Below are 21,838 nucleotides of genomic sequence, written 5' to 3' on the forward strand. Positions count from 1 at the left end.
GAGCCATCACTTGCCGTTTCTCACGCGACGAAGTGGTGACAGCTATGTGCGGAGTGAGAAACCGGTGAAGAGCCAACCCGGCCAGACCGAAGTCTGCCCGCACACAGCCGCCATAGAGCATTGCAGACAGCGAAAAAGCTGGCGGCAATTATGGTGGTACTGGCGCTCGATTAAAACTCTTAACCTGTCGGGTTCTCACACCCGGTCGCTGAGGTTTCAGCGACAGCCAGAGGTTAGAGACATGGCTTCCTACCCGGCAACCTGAAAAATGCGTGGGAAAGTGCTGCGTTTCTTACACATCGTTAAACACAAAAATGGAACGCAGAGCGTCCCTGGCTGCATTCCCACGCGGAGCGTAGGGAACGATCAATAGGCAACAGGAAGAGATTGGTCGACTAACAGGCCGCCATCGCGGGCAAGCCCGCTCCCACAGGGGTTCGGTGTGCACCTGCAAGAGATTGGTCGGCTGGCATGCCGCCATCGCTGGCAGGCCAGCTCCCACAGGGGTTTGGTGTGCACCTGCAAGAGATTGGTCGGTTGACAGGCCGCCATCGCGAGCAAGCTCGCTCCCACAGGGTTCGATGTGCGCCTGCAAGAGACTGGTTGGCTGACAGGCCGCCATCGCTGGCAGGCCAGCTCCCACAGTTGACCGGGTACACCTGCAAGAGATTGGTCGGCTGGCAGGCCAGCTCCCACAATAGACCGGTGTCTACCGCCCGCTCCTAACCACTCAACAGGCCGAGCGGTAGCTCGCCTGCAGCTCTTGATCTGGCTTTTGATCTACCCGCCCCTTCGGGAGGCTGAGTGGAGGCGTTCATCTGGGGGGCAGGCGCGTAGCGCCGTTCGACGAAGTCGAACACATCGAGAGGAGGTCGTCGCGAAGCAGACCGGAGGCGATGCCCCCAGATGAATGCCGGAACGAAGGGACGCCGAGCCCCAGCGAGGGGCCGGACGCCGGGGCGAGCCTTTTTTTTGCTTACTTTTTTTGAGGCGTCTGTCAAAAAAAGTGAGTCGCCGTCAGGGCGAAACCCTAAGTCGCCGTTACCGCAGCAACGGATATACACCCGGTCAACCCCAAAACATGGTCGGCCCAAAGGCCGACACGAAAAACAGCCAAAGCCCAGTGACAATTTCCGACAATGAAACCAGCGTTCAGCCCCTTGCCCCAACGCCATACCCGGCTACCATCAACCAGTAAGGAAAAATATCCCAATCCCGCTCAAGTTGAAGGCCCCAACAACCGACACAGTACAAATAGGGCAAAGACTCAAAACAACAGCAAATCGTCCAAGCCCACAGACAACTCCCTTGTGATTGAATGTCCCTTTGACTGCCGTCACAGGATTGCCAATACTCATGGCAACTTGATGCTACCCGCACGGAACAAGGAATAACCCTTTGAAGCTGGAACTCAAGAACAGCTTGTCGGTGAAGTTGCTCCGGGTCGTACTCCTGTCGGCATTGATCGTCGGCGTAGTCTTGAGCTGCGCCCAGATCGTTTTCGATGCCTATAAAACACGCCAGGCCGTGGCCAACGATGCCCAACGCATCCTCGACATGTTCCGCGACCCCTCCACCCAGGCCGTCTACAGCCTGGACCGGGAAATGGGCATGCAGGTCATCGAAGGCCTGTTCCAGGACGACGCCGTGCGCCAGGCCTCCATCGGCCATCCCAACGAAGCCATGCTCGCGCAAAAATCTCGCGAACTGCAGCATTCGCACAGTCGCTGGCTGACCGACCTGATCCTCGGCAACGAGCGTACTTTCACCACCCAACTCGTCGGCCGAGGCCCCTACAGCGAATATTACGGCGACCTGAGCATCACCCTCGACACCGCCACCTACGGCCAGGGGTTTATCGTCAGCTCGGTGATCATCTTCATTTCCGGCGTACTGCGCGCCCTGGCCATGGGCCTGGTGCTGTACCTGGTCTACCACTGGCTGCTGACCAAACCGCTGTCGCGCATCATCGAACACCTGACCGAAATCAACCCGGACCGCCCCAGCGAACACAAGATTCCGCAGCTCAAAGGCCACGAAAAGAACGAACTGGGGATCTGGATCAGCACCGCCAACCAGTTGCTCGAATCCATCGAACGCAACACCCACCTGCGTCACGAGGCGGAAAACAGCCTGTTGCGCATGGCCCAGTACGACTTCCTCACCGGTTTACCGAACCGCCAGCAATTGCAGCAGCAACTGGACAAGATCCTGGTCGACGCCGGCAAATTGCAACGTCGGGTCGCGGTGCTGGTGGTAGGCCTGGACGATTTCAAAGGCATCAACGAACAGTTCAGTTATCAGACCGGCGACCAATTGCTGCTGGCCCTGGCCGATCGCCTGCGGGCTCACAGCGGTCGTCTTGGCGCCCTCGCCCGCCTGGGTGGCGACCAGTTCGCCCTGGTCCAGGCCGATATCGAACAACCTTACGAAGCCGCCGAACTCGCACAAAGCATTCTCGATGACCTGGAAGCGGCATTCGCCCTTGATCATCAGGAAATCCGCCTGCGAGCCACCATCGGCATCACCCTGTTCCCCGAGGACGGTGACAGCACCGAGAAGCTGCTGCAAAAGGCCGAGCAGACCATGACCCTGGCCAAAACCCGCTCGCGCAACCGTTATCAGTTCTACATCGCCAGCGTCGACACCGAAATGCGCCGACGTCGCGAGTTGGAAAAAGACCTGCGCGACGCCCTCGCCCGCGAGCAGTTCTACCTCGTCTACCAACCGCAGATCAGCTACCGCGATCACCGCGTGGTGGGCGTCGAAGCGCTGATACGCTGGCAGCATCCCGAGCATGGCCTGGTACCGCCGGACCTGTTCATCCCGTTGGCCGAGCAGAACGGCACCATCATTGCCATTGGCGAATGGGTGCTGGATCAAGCGTGCAAACAACTGCGCGATTGGCACGATCAGGGCTTCCCCGATTTGCGCATGGCAGTGAACCTGTCCACCGTGCAGTTGCACCACGCCGAGCTGCCACGGGTGGTCAACAATCTGTTGCAAATGTACCGTCTGCCGCCGCGCAGCCTGGAACTGGAAGTAACCGAAACCGGCCTGATGGAAGACATCAGCACCGCCGCCCAACATTTGCTGAGCCTGCGTCGCTCCGGCGCATTGATCGCCATCGACGACTTCGGCACTGGTTATTCATCACTGAGCTATCTGAAAAGCCTGCCGCTGGACAAGATCAAGATCGACAAGAGCTTCGTGCAGGACCTGCTCGATGACGACGACGATGCAACCATCGTCCGGGCGATCATCCAGCTGGGCAAGAGCCTGGGCATGCAGGTGATTGCCGAAGGCGTGGAAACCGCCGAGCAAGAGGCCTACATCATTTCCGAAGGCTGCCATGAAGGTCAGGGCTACCACTACAGCAAGCCACTGCCGGCACGGGAATTGAGCGCCTACCTCAGGCAGGCGCAACGCAGCAATGCGGCCATTTTGTAGAAGATCAAGGATCGCAGCCTCGTTTCACTCGACAGCTCCTACAGGAATCATGAACCCCCTGTAGGAGCTGTCGAGTGAAACGAGGCTGCGATCTTTTGATCCATGAACAACACCTGTCTGAATAAGAAATATTTCCAACCGCGCCCTTTACACATAATGCGAAAGATTTGCATTATGTCGCAGCTTTGCGCGCTTGCTGCGCCATTCCACCCTCTCGAAGCAGGATGTTCGCCATGATTCGTATGCCTCTGGCCACCGCCAGTCTGTTGGCCATCGCTATTTCCCTCGCCGGTTGTGGCGAAGGCAAAGACAAGACCGCCGCGGCGCCTGCGCCAACGCCGGCTGCCAGCACTGCGGCACCCGCTGCCGCCCCGGCAGCCGCCAGCAAAGTCGACGAAGCCGCCGCCAAAGCCGTTATCGCGCATTACGCCGACATGGTCTTCGCCGTTTACAGCGATGCCGAATCCACCGCGAAAACCCTGCAAACCGCCGTAGACGCCTTCCTCGCCAAGCCGAACGCCGACACCCTCAAAGCCGCCAGGGCTGCGTGGGTCGCTGCCCGCGTTCCGTACCTGCAGAGCGAAGTATTCCGCTTCGGCAACACCATCATCGACGACTGGGAAGGTCAGGTGAACAGCTGGCCACTGGACGAAGGCCTGATCGACTATGTCGACAAGTCCTACGAACACGCACTGGGTAACCCGGGCGCCACGGCCAATATCATCGCCAACACTGAAGTGCAGGTCGGCGAAGACAAGGTCGATGTCAAAGACATCACCCCGGAAAAACTCGCCAGCCTCAACGAGCTGGGCGGTTCGGAAGCCAACGTTGCCACCGGTTACCACGCCATCGAATTCCTGCTGTGGGGCCAGGACCTGAACGGCACCGGCCCTGGCGCCGGCAACCGCCCGGCCTCCGACTACCTGGAAGGCAATGGTGCCACCGGCGGTCACAACGATCGTCGCCGCGCCTACCTGAAGGCCGTGACCCAATTGCTGGTCAGCGACCTGGAAGAAATGGTCGGCAACTGGAAGCCGAACGTGGCCGACAACTACCGCGCCACCCTGGAAGCGGAACCGGTTGATACGGGCCTGCGCAAAATGCTGTTCGGCATGGGCAGCCTGTCCCTGGGCGAACTGGCCGGCGAGCGCATGAAGGTTTCCCTGGAAGCCAACTCCCCGGAAGACGAACAGGATTGCTTCAGCGACAACACCCACAACTCGCACTTCTACGATGCCAAGGGCATTCGTAACGTGTACCTGGGCGAATACACCCGCGTCGACGGCACCAAAATGACTGGCGCGAGCCTGTCGTCCCTGGTGGCCAAGGCCGACCCGGCCGCCGACGCCACGCTGAAAGCCGACCTGGCCGCAACCGAAGCCAAGATCCAGGTCATGGTCGATCACGCCAACAAGGGTGAGCACTACGACCAACTGATCGCTGCCGGCAACACTGCCGGTAACCAGATCGTGCGCGACGCAATTGCTTCGCTGGTCAAGCAGACCGGTTCGATCGAAGCCGCCGCCGGCAAACTGGGCATCAGCGACCTGAACCCGGACAACGCTGATCACGAGTTCTGATCAACGCTCGCTGTACAAAAAAGGCGACCTTCGGGTCGCCTTTTTAATGCCTGCCAACCGCCGATCCATTGTGGGAGTGAGCCTGCTCGCGATAGCGGTGTGTCAGTTGAAATCGCTGGCGCCTGACACACCGCTATCGCGAGCAGGCTCACTCCCACAGGGGGATCGTGTTAACCCAACAATTCTTGCCCCACATCAAGTAAACGATAATTCCTCTTATTCAAACTCCCATGCCCTGTTAGACTTTGCGCCCTTGTTTTGCTCGTCTTGCAGGATGTCTGATGCCCTCGCTGCTTCTTCGCTTGTCCGCACTGTTTCTGGCCCTGGGCCTGAGTGCCTGCGATGACGCCCCGCGTTTTACCAAGGCCGAACCCGGTGAATCCCGGTCCGGTGGCGCAGCGACCGTGCGCAAGACTGATCAGAACGCCTTTTCCCTGCCCTCTGCCAACCTGCCGCCATCACGGCGCGTGGACTTCAGTGTCGGCAACAGTTTCTTTCGCAGCCCCTGGGTGATCGCTCCATCGACCACCACCGCCCGGGATGGCCTCGGCCCGTTGTTCAACACCAACGCCTGCCAGGGCTGCCATATCAAGGATGGCCGCGGTCATCCGCCCACACCCGATGCGCCAAATGCGGTGTCGATGCTGGTGCGTTTGTCGATCCCCGACGCGCCGGCCTATGCCAAGGTCATCGAGCAGTTGGGTGTGGTTCCGGAGCCGGTCTACGGTGGCCAACTCCAGGACATGGCCGTGCCGGGCGTGGCCCCGGAAGGCAAAGTGCGTGTTGATTACACATCGGTCCCCGTGCGTTTCAAGGACGGCACCGAAGTCGAATTGCGCAAGCCGAGCCTGAACATTTCCCGGTTGGGCTATGGCCCGATGCACCCCGACACCCGATTCTCAGCCCGGGTCGCGCCACCAATGATCGGCCTGGGCTTGCTCGAAGCCATTCCCGACGAGGCGATCCTGGCCAACGCCGAAGCTCAGGCCAAGGACAAAAACGGCATCGCCGGACGCCCGAACCGGGTCTGGGATGACGCGCAACAAAAAACCGTCCTCGGCCGATTCGGCTGGAAGGCCGGACAACCGAACCTGAATCAACAAAACGTCCACGCGTTTTCCGGAGACATGGGCCTGACCACCAGCCTGAGGCCCTTCGACGACTGCACCGATGCGCAAACTGCGTGCAAACAGGCGCCCAACGGCAATGGTCCGGAGGGCGAGCCGGAAGTCAGCGACAACATTCTGCGCCTGGTGCTGTTCTACAGCCGCAACCTTGCCGTACCGGCCCGCCGCGATGTCAACGCGCCCGAAGTGCTGGCCGGCAAGAACCTGTTTTTCCAGGCCGGATGCCAGTCCTGTCACACCCCCAAATACACCACCGCCGCCAACGCCGCCGAACCGGAACTGGCCAATCAAGTGATTCGCCCGTACAGCGATCTGCTGCTGCACGACATGGGCGACGGTCTGGCCGACAACCGCAGCGAATTCCAGGCCAGCGGCCGCGACTGGCGCACCCCGCCGTTGTGGGGCATCGGCCTGACGCAGGCGGTCAGTGGCCATACCCAGTTCCTGCATGACGGCCGCGCCCGCAACCTGCTCGAAGCCGTGCTCTGGCATGGCGGCGAAGCCCAGGCGGCGCAGCAACAGGTTTTGTCTTTCAATGCCGAGCAGCGCGCTGCGTTGCTGGCGTTTTTGAATTCTCTTTGAACACTGATAAAGAATCGGGAGCCCGACATGTTCCGTCCCAAGTTGTTATTCACCAGCCTTGCAGCGCTAGCCTTGGGCGCCTGTTCGCCACAGGACCCACAAGCTGTCACCTCTGCGGCGATTGCCAAGTCAGTGATCCTGCCGACCTACACGCGCTGGGTTGAAGCCGACCGTCAATTGGCCGTCAGCGCCCTCGCCTACTGCGAAGGCAAGGAAAACCTCGACACCGCCCGCGCCGATTTCCTGCACGCGCAGAAAGCCTGGGCCGAACTGCAACCGCTGCTGATCGGGCCGCTGGCCGAAGGCAATCGCGCCTGGCAGGTGCAGTTCTGGCCGGACAAGAAAAACCTTGTGGGCCGTCAGGTCGAACAACTGGTTACCGCGCAGCCGCAGATCGATGCCGCCGAGCTGGCCAAGTCCAGCGTCGTGGTGCAGGGCCTTTCCGCCTACGAATACATCCTGTTCGACAGCAAGCCTGATGTGGCCAACGAAGCGCAGAAAGCCAGGTATTGCCCGCTGTTAAAGGCGATTGGCGAGCGGCAGAAACAGCTGGCCGAAGAGATCCTGAAAACCTGGAACAACACCGACGGCATGCTCGCGCAGATGAGCAAGTTTCCGAACCAGCGCTACGCCGATTCCCACGAGGCGATCGCCGATTTGCTGCGTGTGCAGGTCACCGCCCTCGACACCCTGAAGAAAAAACTCGGCACGCCGATGGGCCGCCAGACCAAGGGCGTGCCACAACCGTTCCAGGCCGATGCATGGCGTAGCCAGTCATCCCTCACGGGTATGGAAGCCAGCCTCGCCGCCGCCAGAACGGTGTGGGAAGGCGTCGACAACAAAGGCCTTCGCGGTCTGTTGCCGAGCGAGCAGAAGCCGTTGGCCGACAAGATCGATGCCGCATACGCAGCCGCCCTGAAACTGTTCGCCAGCAACCAGCGTTCGCTGAGCGAAATGCTCAACGATGACGCCGGACGCCAGCAACTCAATGACCTTTACGACAGCCTCAACGTCGTCCATCGCTTGCACGAAGGCGAACTGGCCAAGGCGCTGGGCATTCAATTGGGCTTCAACGCCAACGACGGTGACTGATGAGGGCGAGTGCCATGCTGCGACGTCAGGCTCTGACTTTAGGTAGTTTGCTGCTGGGAGCAGTGACACTGGGCGGCTGGACGCTGTTCAAGCAAAAGGACAAAAGCCCGTTGCTGCTCTCGGCACGGGACGACACCGACGGCCAGCACTACGCCGTCGGTTATCGGCTGGACGGCACCCGCGTGTTCGCCACCCGGGTCGGCCAGCGTTGCCACGACATCATCAACCACCCGACGCTGCCGATCGCGCTGTTCGTCGCCCGGCGTCCGGGCACCGAGAGTTATCTGATCGATCTGCGCGACGGCACGCTGCTGCAAACCGTGGTCTCGCGGCAGAACCGGCATTTCTATGGTCATGCGGTGATTCACAAGAGCGGTGACTGGCTGTACGCCACCGAGAACGACACCTCCGATCCGGGTCGCGGATTGCTGGGTGTGTATAAGTTCGAGGGCGAACGACTGGTGCACAGTGGCGAGATTTCGACCCATGGCATCGGTCCGCATCAGGTGTCGTGGATGCCCGATGGCGAGACCTTGGTGGTGGCCAACGGCGGCATTCGCACCGAGGCTGAAAGCCGGGTCGAGATGAACCTCAATGCCATGGAACCAAGCCTGGTGCTGATGCAACGCGACGGCACGCTGCTGAGCAAGGAAACCCTCGCCCAGCAGATGAACAGCGTGCGTCATCTGGGGGTCGCCAGCGACGGCACCATCGTCGCCGGCCAGCAATTCATGGGGCCGTCCCACGAGTCTTCGGAGTTGCTGGCGATCAAGCGTCCCGGCCAACCGTTCGTGGCGTTCCCAGTGCCTGAGCATCAGTTGCAGGCGATGGGGCATTACACCGCCAGCGTCGCGGTACACGGTGAATTGCGGCTGGTCGCCTTGACCGCGCCGCGCGGCAACCGCTTCTTTATCTGGGACATGGACAGCGGCGAAGTACGCCTGGATGCACCGCTTCCCGACTGTGCTGGGGTGGGTGCCGTGGCGGATGGATTTGTCGTGACCTCGGGTCAGGGCCGTTGCCGGTTCTACGATTGCCGTCAGACAGATTTGGTTGCAAAACCGCTGGAGCTTCCCGCAGGGCTTTGGGACAACCACCTTCACCTCGTCTAAACACGCTCTCCTGTAGCCGCAAGCGCAGCCATCGGCAGCGGCTACAGGGCGTGACGCCGTTTGCCTGTAAGTTCTACCAGTTGGAAACCCCCTCCGACTCGGGGTAATGTGCCGGACTGTCTCACCTGATTTCTCCAAGGAACTGGAACTATGCTGCGTCGCCGCATGCTGATCATGTTGGGTGTTGTTCTGCTGATCGTGCTGGTCCTGGCCGCTTACAAAGCTTTCTCCATCTACACGATGATTCAAGGCTTTTCCGCACCGAAACCACCGATCAGTGTCGCCGTGGCCACCGCGACCGAGCAGCCGTGGCAAGCGCGCCTGCCCACCGTCGGCACGCTGAAGGCGCTGCAAGGGGTCGACCTGAGCCTGGAAACTGCCGGCACCGTCACGGATGTGCAGTTCCAGTCAGGGCAGAAGGTCAAGGCCGGCCAACCGATCGTGCAACTCGACAGCGATGTGGAAAAGGCGTTGCTGGAAACGGCAATGGCAGACCTCGGGCTGTCGACGGTCAACTACAACCGTGGCAGCCAATTGGTCGGCAGCCAGGCCATCTCCAAAGGTGAGTTCGACCGACTCTTGGCGATCATGAAAAAGGATCAGGCCACGGTCAACCAGCTCAAGGCTTCGCTGGCGAAGAAACGCATTCTCGCCCCGTTCAGCGGCACCATCGGTATTCGTCAGGTCGATGTCGGCGACTATGTCGCCAGCGGCACGATGATCGCCACGCTGCAGGACCTCAGCAGCCTCTATGTCGACTTCTTCGTGCCGGAGCAGGCAATACCGAAAATTGGCATTGGCCAGTCGGTGCAGGTCATCGTCGCGGCCTATCCGAAAGAAACCTTCCCCGGCACCATCAGTGCGATCAACCCGAAAGTCGAAAACACCACGCGCAACGTGCAGGTCCGCGCAACCCTGGCCAACCCCGATGGCAAATTGCTGCCGGGCATGTTCGCCAGCCTGCAGGTGTTGCTGCCCGACCCGCAGCCGCGCATCGTCGTACCGGAAAGCGCAATCACCTACACCCTCTATGGCAACTCGCTGTACGTGGTGGCGCAGAAAAAAGCCGATGACGGCAGCGTCATGAAAGATGACAAGGGCCAACCCGTCCTGATCGCCGAGCGGCGTTTCATCGAAACCGGCGAGCGTCGCGACGGGCGGGTGATGGTTACCAAGGGTGTGCAGAACGGCGAGAAAGTGGTCACGGCCGGTCAGATCAAACTGGACAACGGCGCCCACATTGCCATCAGCGACGACAAGACTCTAGCCGAGAAGAACAGCCCGCCACGCGCGGACTGATCAAGGAATCCCCATGGCTTTTACTGACCCGTTCATCCGCCGCCCGGTGCTCGCCACCGTGGTCAGCCTGTTGATTGTGCTGCTGGGCTTTCAGGCCTGGAGCAAGCTGCCGCTGCGCCAATACCCGCAAATGGAAAACGCCTTGATCACGGTGACCACCGCGTATCCAGGGGCCAACGCCGAGACCATTCAGGGCTACATCACCCAACCGATGCAACAGAGCCTGGCGAGCGCCGAAGGCATCGACTACATGACCTCGGTCAGTCGCCAGAACTTCTCGGTGATCTCGGTCTATGCGCGCATCGGCTCCAACAGCGACCGTTTGTTCACCGAGCTGCTGGCCAAGGCCAACGAGGTCAAGAATCAGCTGCCCCAGGACGCTGAAGATCCGGTGCTGAGCAAGGAAGCCGCCGACGCCTCGGCGCTCATGTACATCAGTTTCTTCAGCAAGGAGCTGAGCAACCCGCAGATCACCGACTACTTGTCGCGGGTCATTCAACCCAAACTCGCCACCCTGCCGGGCATGGCCGAGGCGGAGATTCTCGGCAACCAGGTGTTTGCCATGCGCCTGTGGCTGGACCCGGTGAAGCTGGCCGGGTTCGGCCTGACCGCCAGCGACGTGACCAACGCGGTGCGCCAGTACAACTTTCTCTCCGCCGCCGGCGAAGTGAAAGGCGAGTACGTGGTCACCAGCATTAACGCCAATACCGAGCTCAAGTCCGCCGAAGCCTTTGCCGCGATTCCACTGAAAGTCGCCGGCGACAGCCGGGTCCTGCTCAGCGATGTCGCGCGGGTTGAAATGGGCGCGGAGAACTACAACTCCATCAGCTCCTTCGGTGGTACGCCGTCGGTGTACATCGGCATCAAGGCTACACCGGGCGCCAACCCGCTGGATGTGATCAGGGAAGTGCGCAAGATCATGCCGGAGCTGGAAGCCCAGCTGCCGCCAAACCTCAAGAGTGAAATCGCCTACGACGCCACGTTGTTCATTCAGGCTTCGATCGACGAGGTGGTGAAAACCCTGTTCGAAGCGGTGTTGATCGTGATCGTCGTGGTGTTCCTGTTCCTGGGTGCGCTACGGTCGGTGGTGATTCCGGTGGTGACCATTCCGCTGTCGATGATCGGCGTAATGTTCTTCATGCAGATGATGGGTTATTCGATCAACCTGCTGACCCTGCTGGCGATGGTGCTGGCCATCGGCTTGGTGGTGGACGATGCCATCGTAGTGGTCGAGAACATTCACCGTCACATCGAAGAAGGCAAGACGCCTATCGACGCGGCTATTGAAGGGGCGCGGGAAATCGCGATGCCGGTGGTTTCGATGACCATTACCCTGGCAGCGGTTTATGCGCCGATCGGCTTCCTGACGGGGCTGACGGGGGCGCTGTTCAAGGAGTTTGCCCTGACACTGGCGGGGGCCGTGGTGATTTCCGGCGTGGTGGCGCTGACCCTGTCGCCAATGATGTGCGCCTTTTTGCTGCGTCACGATGAAAACCCCAGTGGTCTGGCGCACCGGCTGGACATGATTTTCGAAGGCCTCAAGCGCCGCTACCAGAGCCTGCTGCACGGAACATTGAATACCCGGCCGGTGGTGCTGGTGTTTGCGCTGATCGTGCTGTGCCTGATTCCAGTGCTGCTCAAGTTCACTAAATCGGAACTGGCGCCGGACGAGGACCAAGGCGTCATTTTCATGATAGCCAATGCCCCGCAACCCACCAACCTTGACTATCTGAGCGCCTACACCGACGAGTTCATCTCGATCTTCAAAGCGTTTCCCGAGTATTACTCTTCGTTCCAGATCAATGGCTTCAACGGCGTGCAATCGGGGATTGGCGGCTTTCTGCTCAAGCCGTGGAACGAACGGCACCGCACGCAGATGCAAATCCTGCCCGAGGTCCAGCGCAAGCTGGAGAGCATCGCCGGACTGCAGATTTTCGGTTTCAACCTGCCCTCCTTGCCCGGCACCGGTGAAGGGTTGCCGTTTCAGTTCGTGATCAACTCGGCCAACGATTACGAGTCGTTGCTGCAAGTGATGGACCGGGTGAAAAAACGCGCGATGGACTCCGGCAAGTTCGCGTTCGTCAACGTCGACCTGGCCTTCGATAAACCTGAAGTCGTGGTCGACATCGATCGGGCGAAAGCGGCACAGATGGGCGTGTCCATGCAGGACCTGGGAGGAACACTGGCGACGATGCTGGGTGAGGCGGAGATCAACCGTTTCACCATCGAAGGCCGCAGTTACAAAGTCATTGCGCAGGTCGAGCGACCGTTCCGGGATAACCCCGAGTGGCTGAACAACTACTACGTCAGAAACACCAAGGGTGAGTTGCTGCCATTGTCGACCCTGATCACGGTGAGCGACCGGGCGCGTCCACGGCAATTGAACCAGTTCCAGCAACTCAACTCGGCCATTCTGTCCGGGGTCCCGCTGGTGAGCATGGGTGAAGCCATCGACACCGTGCGTCAAATCACACGGGAAGAGGCGCCGGCAGGATATGCCGTGGATTATGCCGGTGCGTCACGCCAATACGTTCAGGAAGGCAGCGCACTGTGGGTGACTTTCGCCCTGGCACTGGCGATCATTTTCCTGGTGCTCGCGGCCCAGTTCGAAAGCTTCCGTGATCCGCTGGTGATTCTGGTCACCGTGCCGCTGTCGATCTGTGGCGCACTGATCCCGCTGTTCCTGGGCTGGTCGAGCATGAACATCTATACCCAGGTCGGACTGGTGACCTTGATCGGGCTGATCAGCAAACACGGGATTCTGATCGTCGAGTTCGCCAATCAGCTGCGCAAGGACAAGGGTCTGACACCGCGCGAAGCGGTCGAGCAAGCGGCGGCGATTCGGCTTCGCCCGGTATTGATGACCACAGCGGCGATGGTGTTCGGCATGGTGCCGTTGATCATCGCCACGGGGGCAGGCGCCGTGAGCCGGTTTGATATCGGTACGGTGATTGCCACCGGCATGTCGATCGGGACGTTGTTCACGTTGTTCGTGCTGCCATGCATCTACACGCTGCTGGCCAAACCCGACGTCAAGAAAAGCCTCTGATCCCTTTGGGAGCGACTGGCGACTTTGAAAACAAAAAAGGACACAAAAAAAAAGGCCTCGAATGATCGAGGCCTTTTATTTTGGCTTGAGTCTGTTCAACTTTGTGGCCTCATTCCTTGAGAGAGTCCGAACATGAACAGCAGTAAATCATGATCGGGATGAGTCGCCACGGATGCCTTGGCAATGCGTGGCAACGGACAGTGAGCATCAGCGCTCACTGAACTGATGACCTGCGTGCGGGGCTGCTCCCAGGCAGCCATCGCCAGCGAAGCAACTGCCAAGGCTCCTGCTAAAAACAAACCTCGTGCAATTTCGAGTTTCATCGCTATAAACCTTTGATAGCGCTGCCAAACGCCGTCTCATAAAAATAGACGAGATTTGTCCAGTCCGTATCGCTGAACGACGAATGGCGACGCAATTGTTTCATGTCATGGGCCGCTGCCTGCTGAGCGGTCAGACGCTGGCGGCATTTCTCCAGATCGATCAATGCGATTTCAACCTTGGCGGAGTCACCTTCGCCGGTGACACGCAAGAAGACGTGCTTGATATAGATGCAGCTGTGCTGCCAACGGCCCTTGTGCATACGGGCAAGGTTGTCGGCCAGATCCTTCAATACACGTTCATGGACCGCTTCACCATGACGCTCACGCCCGCCGCCGGCGTACCAATGTTCGATTTCCTCGAAACCGTCCAGCGACTTGGTCACCAGCAAGGCGCGCCATTTGTGCGCAGGGTCGCGTTGTGCGCCGCAGAACACCATTTCAGGCACGCGCACGCCCAGCTCCCGCAACCCTATCAGAGCATCACGCTCGCGCAACACCGTCGGTCGGCCAAAGGGGTGCAACCAACTGCGATGAATATGTCCAGTCTGGCGCTTGGTGTAGAGCAGCTGGCCATCGCTGCCATTGACTCGCTGTACGCCACTTTCTCCACCGCGACGGACGTTGGGTTCTTCTACCCATTCACCGCGCTGATTCCAGAAATAGTCGAAGCGGTCCTGGGGAGCGACTTCCGTTTCTGCTGCACATTGCACTGCCATCTGTTACCTCTTGCGTAATACGTAAACTCGCCACATGGCATAGAGCGGTAAAAAGTCCAATTGTTCCTGAATGCGGAAACCCGCCTGTTCAAACTCCTTTTCTACGGTGGCCGCCGGTAAGACAAACCGGTTTTGGTAACTTTCCTGCCCACGCTGCTTCTCTGCACGCTTGCGTTTCCAGGACTTGAAGTTGCCGTCGACCCACAACGAGATAATCACGCTGTCGCGTGTGACACGTTCGAATTCGCGCAAAACGGTCATTCGGTGTTCGGCTTCACCAATGTGATGGAGCAAACGCATGCAGAAAATGCAGTCGACGGCATTATCGGGCAAGCCGATATCGAATGCAGAAGCCTGCAAGCGTTTTATCCGTTTGATCACGTCAGCCGGTTGCGCCTTGGCGGCGACCTTCAACATCGACTCGGAACTGTCGGCCCCGATGATGGCGCGGTTGGTTTTTTCCGCCAGCACTGGCCAGAAACGCCCCGCACCGCATGGCAGATCCAGTACCAGCCCAGGCTCGCCGGCCAGTGCCAACGCCTTACGCGCCAACTGCTCGTCACGCCAGTGGGACAATCGGCGTCCCAGCCCGTTCTGCTGCTTTGGCAAGAACCGTTGGGCGTGCGGATCGTCGTATTTTTCAGAGAAAAATTTGATCGGGCCATCCATCATGGCGGTCTCCTGAGCTTCAGATGACCACCACCATAGGTAGATCGGTGTGAGTCTCAGGTCATCCCTTTGTGAAAAAAGTGTGCTGTAGACACCCAATCAATTCAGGATCTTTCACGAGAACAACGATGGTTTGGAGCGACGATTTTTTACATAAACCCAGACTACTTCTGGCTCAATTCCACCTCAAAACGACAGCCATTGGGTTCCATGTTGGTCAGGCTGACACTCCACCCCTGGTTCTCGCAGATCCGCTGTACCAGTGACAGTCCAAGCCCCAGGCCCTCGCCGCGTTTCTCGCTGCCACGCACGAACGGTTCAAACATCGCCTCGCGCTTATCCTCCGGAATGCCCACGCCACTGTCCTCGACAATGAACCCCGTCGCGGTCAGCGTCAGGCGGATGAAACCGTCTTCTGTGTAATGCAGTGCGTTACGCAGCAGATTACCCATCACCGCGTGCAAGAGGGTGGCGTTGTAGCCTGTGTCCTGCGGATCACCCGGCTCGAAGATCAGTTTCAGCCCTTTGGTCTCGATCGGTTCGCGCCACAGATTGAGCAGGCCGTCGGCGATCTGACGGACCGATTGCTGCGGCGACATGCTGGCGTCTTCACGTTGCGCCCGGGCCAACATCAGGAACGTTTGCACCAGCTCGCGCATCTCTTCGCACGCGCGGGCAATGCGCTCGACCTGGGCGTGGCCGCGCGGGTCAAGGTGGGGATTTTCCAGCAGTAGCTCACAGGAACTGGCCAGTACCATCAACGGTGTGCGCAGTTCGTGGCTGACGTCACTGGTAAACAACCGCTCGCGGGTCAGTGCCTGGCGCAAACGCCCAAGTGTGGCGTCGAAGGCAACGGCCAGTTCGCCCACTTCGTCGGCGGCATAGTCCGGCGCCAGAGGCGGGGCCAGTCCCAGCAGTTGATCGCGATGGCGCACCTGACGGGCCAGTCGTACCACCGGCGCCATCACTTTGCGCGCCAGGATCCAGCCGAGAAAGACCGCCAACGCCAGGCTCAGCACGAAGCCGACCAGCACCACGGCAAACAGCACCCGCTCACGTTCTTCGAAATCGCTTTGGTCCTGAAGCAGGACGTAACGCCGGCCATCAACGATTTCAACCATCGCGTGGTATGAAAGATTCTCACGAAAAACCTCGTGAAAACCGGCATCAAGGTTCCGCAAATCCTTGGGTAGCGCAAAGTCACCCGGCCCGCCGCTGAAGTAGAACAACTGGTCTGGCTCGGGGCGATGGCTCCAGTCCGAGACACTGTCCATCAGCAACAGGCGCTGCAAATCGCCGCCCAGCCCGGCCGAAATCAGCTTTTCTTCCACCAGGTGCACGGTCGCCACAATACCCATGGCAAAGGCTCCCGCCACCAGCGCGCTCATCAACGCAAAGGCGATGATGATCCGTTGAGCAAGGCTCTGCTTAAACTCCATCACGGCCCTCGGCCAAGCGATAACCCACACCGTGAACGGTTTGCAGCAATGGCTTGGCGAATGGCTTGTCGATCACCTGACGCAGTTGATGCACGTGGCTGCGCAGGCTGTCGCTGTCCGGGCAGTCATCGCCCCACAGGGCCTCTTCGAGAATTTCGCGACGCAACACATGGGGGCTTTTCTGCATCAGCACGGCGAGCAGCTTGAGGCCCACCGGGTTGAGTTTGAGCAGACGGCCTTCACGGGTCACTTCCAGGGTGTCGAGGTCGTAGCTCAGATCGCCCACTTGCAAGGATCGGCGACCGCCACCCTGGGTGCGACGCATGACGGCTTCGATGCGGGCCGCCAGTTCGGACAGGGCGAACGGTTTGATCAGGTAGTCGTCGGCACCGGACTTGAAGCCTTGCAGCCGGTCATCGAGCTGGTCACGCGCAGTCAGCATGATCACCGGCGTATCACGGCGGGCGTCTTCGCGCAGGCGTTTGCACAGGGTGTAGCCATCGATCCCGGGCAACATGATATCGAGTACGATCAAATCGTAATGTTCAGTGGCCGCCAGATGCAGGCCTGACAAACCGTCCTGCGCACAGTCCACGGTGTAGCCTTTGAGCCCCAGGTAATCGGCTAGATTGGCCAGGATATCGCGGTTGTCTTCAACCAATAGAATTCGCATGAGCACCTCCTCCGTACACAGCAACGGCCGTCATGGCCCGCGCAGCTTAAGGCCAAGAGTGATTCAGGGCTAGGGCCGAACTGTGCGAGAATCAATCCGTTCAACCAAATGAACGGCTTAAAAAGCTTTTCTCTATCGATTTACTGAGTGTCTCTCTGCGGCTGAGCGAGACTCTCGCGCGATTGCAATAAGGAATATACGCATAATGGACTTCTTCAAGACTGCGCCAATACGCTTTCTGCTGCTCGTAACTGGCGCCTGGCTGGCCATTTTCACACTGACCCGAACGATCCTGCTGCTCACGCACCTGGACGAGGCCGGCAGCGGCTTTCTCTCGGTATTTGGCGTTGGCTTGCTGTACGACCTGGGCTTCATTGCCTACGCGGCGCTGCCGATGGGTCTGTATTTGCTGCTCTGTCCGCCCGCCTTGTGGCGCCGCCGCGGTCATCGCTGGTTCCTTCAAGGGCTGTTGACCGTCAGCCTGTTCGCCATGTTGTTCGTTTCGGTAGCTGAATGGCTGTTCTGGGACGAGTTCGGTGTGCGCTTCAATTTCATCGCCGTCGATTACCTGGTGTATTCCGACGAAGTGCTGAACAACCTGCTCGAATCCTATCCGATCGGTACGCTGCTGAGCATCCTCGCGGTACTGGCGGTAGCCTTGAGCTTTGCCTTGCGCAAACCATTCAATAGCGCACTGGATGCACCACTGCCGCCTCTGCGCAATCGGTTGTTGAATGCCGTGGCTCTGTTGCTCGTTGCCGGCCTGAGCCTGCAGTTGCTCAGCCAGGACGCGCCGCGCGCTCAAGGCGGGAACGCCTATCAGAACGAATTGGCGAGCAATGGCCCCTACCAGTTCTTCGCCGCCTTCCGTAACAATGAACTGGATTACCCGCAGTTCTATAGCAGCCTGCCGCCGGCCGTCGTTGCCCAGCAGATTCGTACCGAACTGAGCGAACCCAATGCTCGTTTCGTTGGCGAAGACCCGCAGGACATCCGCCGCATGATCGACAACCCAGGCGTGTTGCGAAAGCCTAATATCGTGCTGGTGACCATCGAGAGTTTCAGCGCCAAGTACATGGGCAGCAATGGCGACAACCGCAACCTGACGCCCAATCTAGATGCCTTGCGCAAGCAGAGCCTGTATTTCAACAATTTCTACGCCACCGGCACCCGTACCGATCGTGGCCTGGAAGCCATCACGCTGGCAATTCCACCAACGCCGGGACGCTCGATCGTCAAGCGTGTGGGCCGTGAAAGCGGTTTCGCCAGCCTCGGGCAGCAGCTTGCTGCCGTGGGCTACGACAGCGTGTTCGTCTATGGCGGTCGTGGTTACTTCGACAACATGAACGCATTCTTCAGCGGGAACGGTTACCGCGTGGTCGACCAGAGCAGCGTCGATGAAGCCGAGATCCACTTCAAGAATGCCTGGGGCATGGCGGATGAAGACCTGTATGCCCAGACGCTGAAGCTGGCCGATGCCGACCACGCCAAACAACAGCCTTTCCTGCTGCAACTGATGACCACCTCCAACCATCGTCCTTATACCTATCCCGACAACCGGATCGACATCAAATCCGGCAACGGTCGTGACGGTGCGGTGAAATACACTGACTATGCCATCGGTCAGTTCCTGGATCAGGCACGCAAGAAGCCGTGGTTTGATAACACCATCTTTGTCTTTGTCGCCGACCACACAGCCGGCAGCGCGGGTAAAGAAGACTTGCCGATCAGCAACTATCAGATTCCACTGTTCGTCTATGCGCCGAAATTGATTGACGCTCGGGAAACGGCACAACTGGCCAGTCAGATCGACCTCGCCCCGACCTTGCTGGGCCTGCTGAATCTGGATTATCAGTCGACGTTCTTCGGCCGCAACCTGTTGCAGGATAATCCGCTGCCGCCACGCGTGGTGGTTGGCAATTATCAGCATCTGGGGTTGTTCGATGGCAAAAATCTGGCGATCCTGAGCCCCCGGCAAGGATTGCGCCGCCACGATGATGCGTTGACCGAAAGTCGCGAGTCACGTGCCACCAACAGCGATCCCTTGATCACACGCGCCATCACGTATTACCAAACCGCCAGTTATGGCTTCAAGCAACAGCTACTTGGCTGGAGAGCGCCCATGGAGGGTGCCGGCCAAGTCAGCGAACGTTAATCGAATGGCCCCGGGCTGATGCCCCGGGGTTTATTCAACCGCAGGATCTCTCATGTCATCATCCGCTGTCCGTCCCACCCCTCGCCCGCTCAATTTCTGGGTATGCCTGGGTGTCCCCGCCGTTGCGGCGATCATTTTGGTGTTGCTCGAACTGACATCGCTGGACATGGACCTGGCCAAACTGTTCTACGACCCGGTCGCCGGGAATTTCATCGGGCGCCACAGTTACTTCCTGGAAACCATCGTGCATGACCGCGCCAAGCAAGTGGTCATCGCGTTTTCGGTGTTTGCCATCCTCGCCTTCATCGGCTCCTTTTTCATGGACAGGCTCAAGCCGTTCAAACGTGAACTGGGTTGTCTGGTGCTGTCGCTGGCGTTGGCGACATCGTTCGTGACGCCGATGAAAGCGGTGACAGCGGTGCAATGTCCCTGGAGCCTGGAGCAATTCGGTGGGCATGAGACCTACAGCGAACTCCTGAGCCCTCGCCCGCACACTGAAAAGCCGGGCCGTTGCTGGCCGGGTGGTCATGCCGCCACTGGCTTCACACTGTTTGCGCTGTTCTTTGTCCTGCGTGACCGTCGTCCGCGTCTGGCACGCCAGGCGCTTGTGTTCGCTTTCGCCTTGGGCTCGGTGTTTTCGATCAGCCGGATGATGCAGGGCGCGCACTTCTTCTCCCACAACGTGTGGACGGCGATTTTCTGCTGGCTGATCTGCCTGGGGTCGTATTACTACATCCTCTATCGACCCGCCTTAAAGGCCGGGCAAATGGCCAAAGCAGTACCCGCCCGCGCCTGATACACCGTTCAAAATGCCGGAGTGAGTTGCTCGCTCCGGCAATGAACCGATTCCCTACCCCACGAAATCCGCGCAATAAAAAACCCCGCTGGCTCACGCCAGCGGGGTTTTTTCGTACAGGGTAAGGCTGGCTTACATCATGCCGCCCATGCCGCCCATACCGCCCATGTCTGGCATGCCGCCGCCAGCTGGGCCGTCTTCCTTGATCTCAGCGATCATGGCTTCGGTGGTGATCATCAGGCTGGCAATCGACGAAGCCGCTTGCAGAGCCGAACGAGTCACTTTAGCCGGGTCCAGGATACCCATTTCGATCATGTCGCCGTATTCGCCAGTCGCAGCGTTGTAACCGTAGTTACCCGAACCCTGCTTGACCTTGTCGACCACAACGCTTGGCTCGTCACCGGAGTTGGCAACGATCTGGCGCAGTGGCGCTTCAACAGCGCGACGCAGCAACTGGATGCCAACGTTCTGGTCATCGTTGTCGCCTTTGAGCTCGGAGATAGCCTGCAGAGCGCGAACCAGTGCCACGCCACCGCCAGGTACCACGCCTTCTTCAACGGCTGCACGGGTAGCGTGCAGGGCGTCTTCAACGCGGGCTTTCTTCTCTTTCATTTCTACTTCGGAACCAGCGCCAACCTTGATCACTGCAACGCCGCCGGACAGCTTGGCCAGACGCTCTTGCAGTTTTTCACGGTCGTAGTCGGACGAAGTGTCGGCCACTTGCTGACGGATCTGCAGAACGCGAGCCTGGATGTCAGCCTCAACGCCGGCACCGTCGATCACGGTGGTGTTTTCTTTGGACAGGATCACGCGCTTGGCATTACCCAGGTGTTCCAGGGTAGTGCTTTCCAGGCTCAGACCGATCTCTTCGGAGATAACGGTACCGCCAGTCAGAACAGCGATGTCCTGCAGCATGGCCTTGCGACGGTCGCCGAAGCCTGGAGCCTTGACGGCTGCGACTTTAACGATGCCACGCATGTTGTTCACAACCAGAGTCGCCAGGGCTTCGCCTTCAACGTCTTCGGCCACGATCAGCAGTGGACGGCCGGCTTTGGCAACGGCTTCCAGTACTGGCAACATTTCGCGGATGTTGGAGATCTTTTTGTCGACCAGCAGGATCAGCGGACCGTCGAGCTCGGCGGTCATGGTCTCTGGCTTGTTGACGAAGTACGGGGACAGGTAGCCACGGTCGAACTGCATGCCTTCAACAACCGACAGTTCGTTTTCCAGGCCCGAGCCTTCTTCAACGGTGATCACGCCTTCTTTACCGACTTTTTCCATGGCTTCGGCAATGATGTCGCCGATGGAGCTGTCGGAGTTGGCCGAGATGGTGCCGACCTGAGCGATTGCACGGGTGTCAGCGCAAGGCTTGGACAGTGCTTTGAGCTCTTTGACGATAGCGATGGTCGCTTTGTCGATACCGCGTTTCAGGTCCATCGGGTTCATGCCGGCAGCGACGGCTTTGAGGCCTTCGTTGACGATCGACTGAGCCAGAACGGTAGCGGTGGTGGTGCCGTCGCCTGCGTCATCGTTGGCACGGGAGGCAACGTCTTTGACCAGCTGCGCGCCCATGTTTTCGAAGCGATCTTTCAGCTCGATTTCTTTGGCAACGGAAACGCCGTCCTTGGTGATGGTCGGAGCGCCGAAGCTTTTCTCGATGATCACGTTACGGCCTTTAGGGCCCAGGGTCGCTTTTACTGCGTCAGCCAGGACGTTGACACCGGCGAGCATTTTCTTGCGGGCGGAATCGCCGAATTTAACTTCTTTAGCAGCCAT

15 protein-coding genes are annotated in these 21,838 nt (G+C 59.3%); 9 read left to right on the forward strand and 6 right to left on the reverse strand.

Going from position 1 to position 21,838, the window contains the following annotated elements:
- Positions 1 to 1,398: 1,398 nt before the first annotated feature.
- From HNR03_RS10530 to HNR03_RS10560, 7 genes are all read left to right on the forward strand, one after another.
- Positions 1,399 to 3,450 carry a bifunctional diguanylate cyclase/phosphodiesterase gene (locus HNR03_RS10530; RefSeq protein ID WP_222588229.1) on the forward strand — a complete coding sequence of 684 codons (2,052 nt, stop codon included), beginning with the start codon at positions 1,399 to 1,401 and terminating at the stop codon, positions 3,448 to 3,450.
- A gap of 233 nt (positions 3,451 to 3,683) precedes the next feature.
- A complete protein-coding gene (locus HNR03_RS10535; RefSeq protein ID WP_259153307.1) occupies positions 3,684 to 5,030 on the forward strand; it encodes an imelysin family protein in 1,347 nt (448 codons plus the stop codon).
- 281 nt (positions 5,031 to 5,311) lie between these two features.
- Positions 5,312 to 6,739: a di-heme oxidoredictase family protein gene (locus HNR03_RS10540; RefSeq protein ID WP_259153308.1), complete on the forward strand. Its 1,428-nt coding sequence runs from the start codon at positions 5,312 to 5,314 to the stop codon at positions 6,737 to 6,739.
- Positions 6,740 to 6,766: 27 nt separating this feature from the next.
- Positions 6,767 to 7,831, forward strand: a complete 1,065-nt coding sequence (locus tag HNR03_RS10545; protein WP_259153309.1) for an imelysin family protein — start codon at positions 6,767 to 6,769, stop codon at positions 7,829 to 7,831.
- Positions 7,832 to 7,845: 14 nt separating this feature from the next.
- The gene (locus HNR03_RS10550) at positions 7,846 to 8,943 is read left to right on the forward strand and encodes a DUF1513 domain-containing protein (protein WP_259153310.1); all 1,098 of its coding nucleotides are present in this window, start codon (positions 7,846 to 7,848) and stop codon (positions 8,941 to 8,943) included.
- Positions 8,944 to 9,093: 150 nt separating this feature from the next.
- On the forward strand, positions 9,094 to 10,242 hold the full coding sequence (locus HNR03_RS10555) for an efflux RND transporter periplasmic adaptor subunit (RefSeq protein ID WP_222588234.1): 1,149 nt from the start codon (positions 9,094 to 9,096) through the stop codon (positions 10,240 to 10,242).
- Positions 10,243 to 10,255: 13 nt separating this feature from the next.
- Positions 10,256 to 13,291 (forward strand): multidrug efflux RND transporter permease subunit, encoded by a 3,036-nt coding sequence (locus HNR03_RS10560; RefSeq protein ID WP_259153311.1) that lies wholly within the window; start codon positions 10,256 to 10,258, stop codon positions 13,289 to 13,291.
- Positions 13,292 to 13,386: 95 nt separating this feature from the next.
- Here HNR03_RS10560 and HNR03_RS10565 read toward each other — a convergent pair whose 3' ends face one another.
- The 5 genes from HNR03_RS10565 to colR all read right to left on the reverse strand — a co-directional run bounded on the left by HNR03_RS10565 (position 13,387) and on the right by colR (position 17,111).
- Positions 13,387 to 13,614 carry a hypothetical protein gene (locus HNR03_RS10565; RefSeq protein WP_222588236.1) on the reverse strand — a complete coding sequence of 76 codons (228 nt, stop codon included), beginning with the start codon at positions 13,612 to 13,614 and terminating at the stop codon, positions 13,387 to 13,389.
- 2 nt (positions 13,615 to 13,616) lie between these two features.
- Positions 13,617 to 14,330 carry a lipopolysaccharide kinase InaA family protein gene (locus HNR03_RS10570; RefSeq protein ID WP_259153312.1) on the reverse strand — a complete coding sequence of 238 codons (714 nt, stop codon included), beginning with the start codon at positions 14,328 to 14,330 and terminating at the stop codon, positions 13,617 to 13,619.
- Between the two features lie 3 nt (positions 14,331 to 14,333).
- Complete coding sequence (locus tag HNR03_RS10575) at positions 14,334 to 14,999, reverse strand: class I SAM-dependent methyltransferase (RefSeq protein ID WP_259153447.1); 666 nt, start codon at positions 14,997 to 14,999, stop codon at positions 14,334 to 14,336.
- Positions 15,000 to 15,163: 164 nt separating this feature from the next.
- Positions 15,164 to 16,438, reverse strand: coding sequence for a HAMP domain-containing sensor histidine kinase (locus HNR03_RS10580; protein WP_259153313.1), 1,275 nt, complete (start codon positions 16,436 to 16,438; stop codon positions 15,164 to 15,166).
- Positions 16,428 to 17,111 (reverse strand): two-component system response regulator ColR, encoded by a 684-nt coding sequence (gene colR, locus HNR03_RS10585; RefSeq protein ID WP_090180812.1) that lies wholly within the window; start codon positions 17,109 to 17,111, stop codon positions 16,428 to 16,430. Before colR ends, HNR03_RS10580 begins: the two co-directional genes overlap by 11 nt.
- Before the next feature lie 205 nt (positions 17,112 to 17,316).
- On the opposite strand from colR, the gene HNR03_RS10590 reads away from it, so the two are divergent.
- Both HNR03_RS10590 and HNR03_RS10595 read left to right on the forward strand, forming a co-directional pair.
- Positions 17,317 to 19,266, forward strand: coding sequence for an LTA synthase family protein (locus HNR03_RS10590; protein WP_259153314.1), 1,950 nt, complete (start codon positions 17,317 to 17,319; stop codon positions 19,264 to 19,266).
- 52 nt (positions 19,267 to 19,318) lie between these two features.
- Positions 19,319 to 20,062 (forward strand): phosphatase PAP2 family protein, encoded by a 744-nt coding sequence (locus HNR03_RS10595; protein WP_259153315.1) that lies wholly within the window; start codon positions 19,319 to 19,321, stop codon positions 20,060 to 20,062.
- A gap of 132 nt (positions 20,063 to 20,194) precedes the next feature.
- Here the strand turns inward: HNR03_RS10595 and groL are convergent, their stop codons facing one another.
- The gene (gene groL, locus HNR03_RS10600; RefSeq protein ID WP_201120479.1) at positions 20,195 to 21,838 is read right to left on the reverse strand and encodes a chaperonin GroEL; all 1,644 of its coding nucleotides are present in this window, start codon (positions 21,836 to 21,838) and stop codon (positions 20,195 to 20,197) included.

It is taken from the genome of Pseudomonas sp. JAI111 (genome assembly GCF_024809425.1).
GTDB lineage: Bacteria > Pseudomonadota > Gammaproteobacteria > Pseudomonadales > Pseudomonadaceae > Aquipseudomonas.

What these genes read in the sequence shown, in the direction of transcription:
- HNR03_RS10535 (WP_259153307.1), top strand. Translation starts at nt 3,684, where the DNA reads ATGATTCGTATGCCTCTGGCCACCGCCAGTCTGTTGGCCATCGCTATT.
- HNR03_RS10540 (WP_259153308.1), top strand. Translation starts at nt 5,312, where the DNA reads ATGCCCTCGCTGCTTCTTCGCTTGTCCGCACTGTTTCTGGCCCTGGGC.
- HNR03_RS10545 (WP_259153309.1), top strand. Translation starts at nt 6,767, where the DNA reads ATGTTCCGTCCCAAGTTGTTATTCACCAGCCTTGCAGCGCTAGCCTTG.
- HNR03_RS10550 (WP_259153310.1), top strand. Translation starts at nt 7,846, where the DNA reads ATGCTGCGACGTCAGGCTCTGACTTTAGGTAGTTTGCTGCTGGGAGCA.
- HNR03_RS10555 (WP_222588234.1), top strand. Translation starts at nt 9,094, where the DNA reads ATGCTGCGTCGCCGCATGCTGATCATGTTGGGTGTTGTTCTGCTGATC.
- HNR03_RS10560 (WP_259153311.1), top strand. Translation starts at nt 10,256, where the DNA reads ATGGCTTTTACTGACCCGTTCATCCGCCGCCCGGTGCTCGCCACCGTG.
- HNR03_RS10565 (WP_222588236.1), bottom strand. Translation starts at nt 13,614, where the DNA reads ATGAAACTCGAAATTGCACGAGGTTTGTTTTTAGCAGGAGCCTTGGCA.
- HNR03_RS10570 (WP_259153312.1), bottom strand. Translation starts at nt 14,330, where the DNA reads ATGGCAGTGCAATGTGCAGCAGAAACGGAAGTCGCTCCCCAGGACCGC.
- HNR03_RS10575 (WP_259153447.1), bottom strand. Translation starts at nt 14,999, where the DNA reads ATGGATGGCCCGATCAAATTTTTCTCTGAAAAATACGACGATCCGCAC.
- HNR03_RS10580 (WP_259153313.1), bottom strand. Translation starts at nt 16,438, where the DNA reads ATGGAGTTTAAGCAGAGCCTTGCTCAACGGATCATCATCGCCTTTGCG.
- colR (WP_090180812.1), bottom strand. Translation starts at nt 17,111, where the DNA reads ATGCGAATTCTATTGGTTGAAGACAACCGCGATATCCTGGCCAATCTA.
- HNR03_RS10590 (WP_259153314.1), top strand. Translation starts at nt 17,317, where the DNA reads ATGGACTTCTTCAAGACTGCGCCAATACGCTTTCTGCTGCTCGTAACT.
- HNR03_RS10595 (WP_259153315.1), top strand. Translation starts at nt 19,319, where the DNA reads ATGTCATCATCCGCTGTCCGTCCCACCCCTCGCCCGCTCAATTTCTGG.
- groL (WP_201120479.1), bottom strand. Translation starts at nt 21,838, where the DNA reads ATGGCTGCTAAAGAAGTTAAATTCGGCGATTCCGCCCGCAAGAAAATG.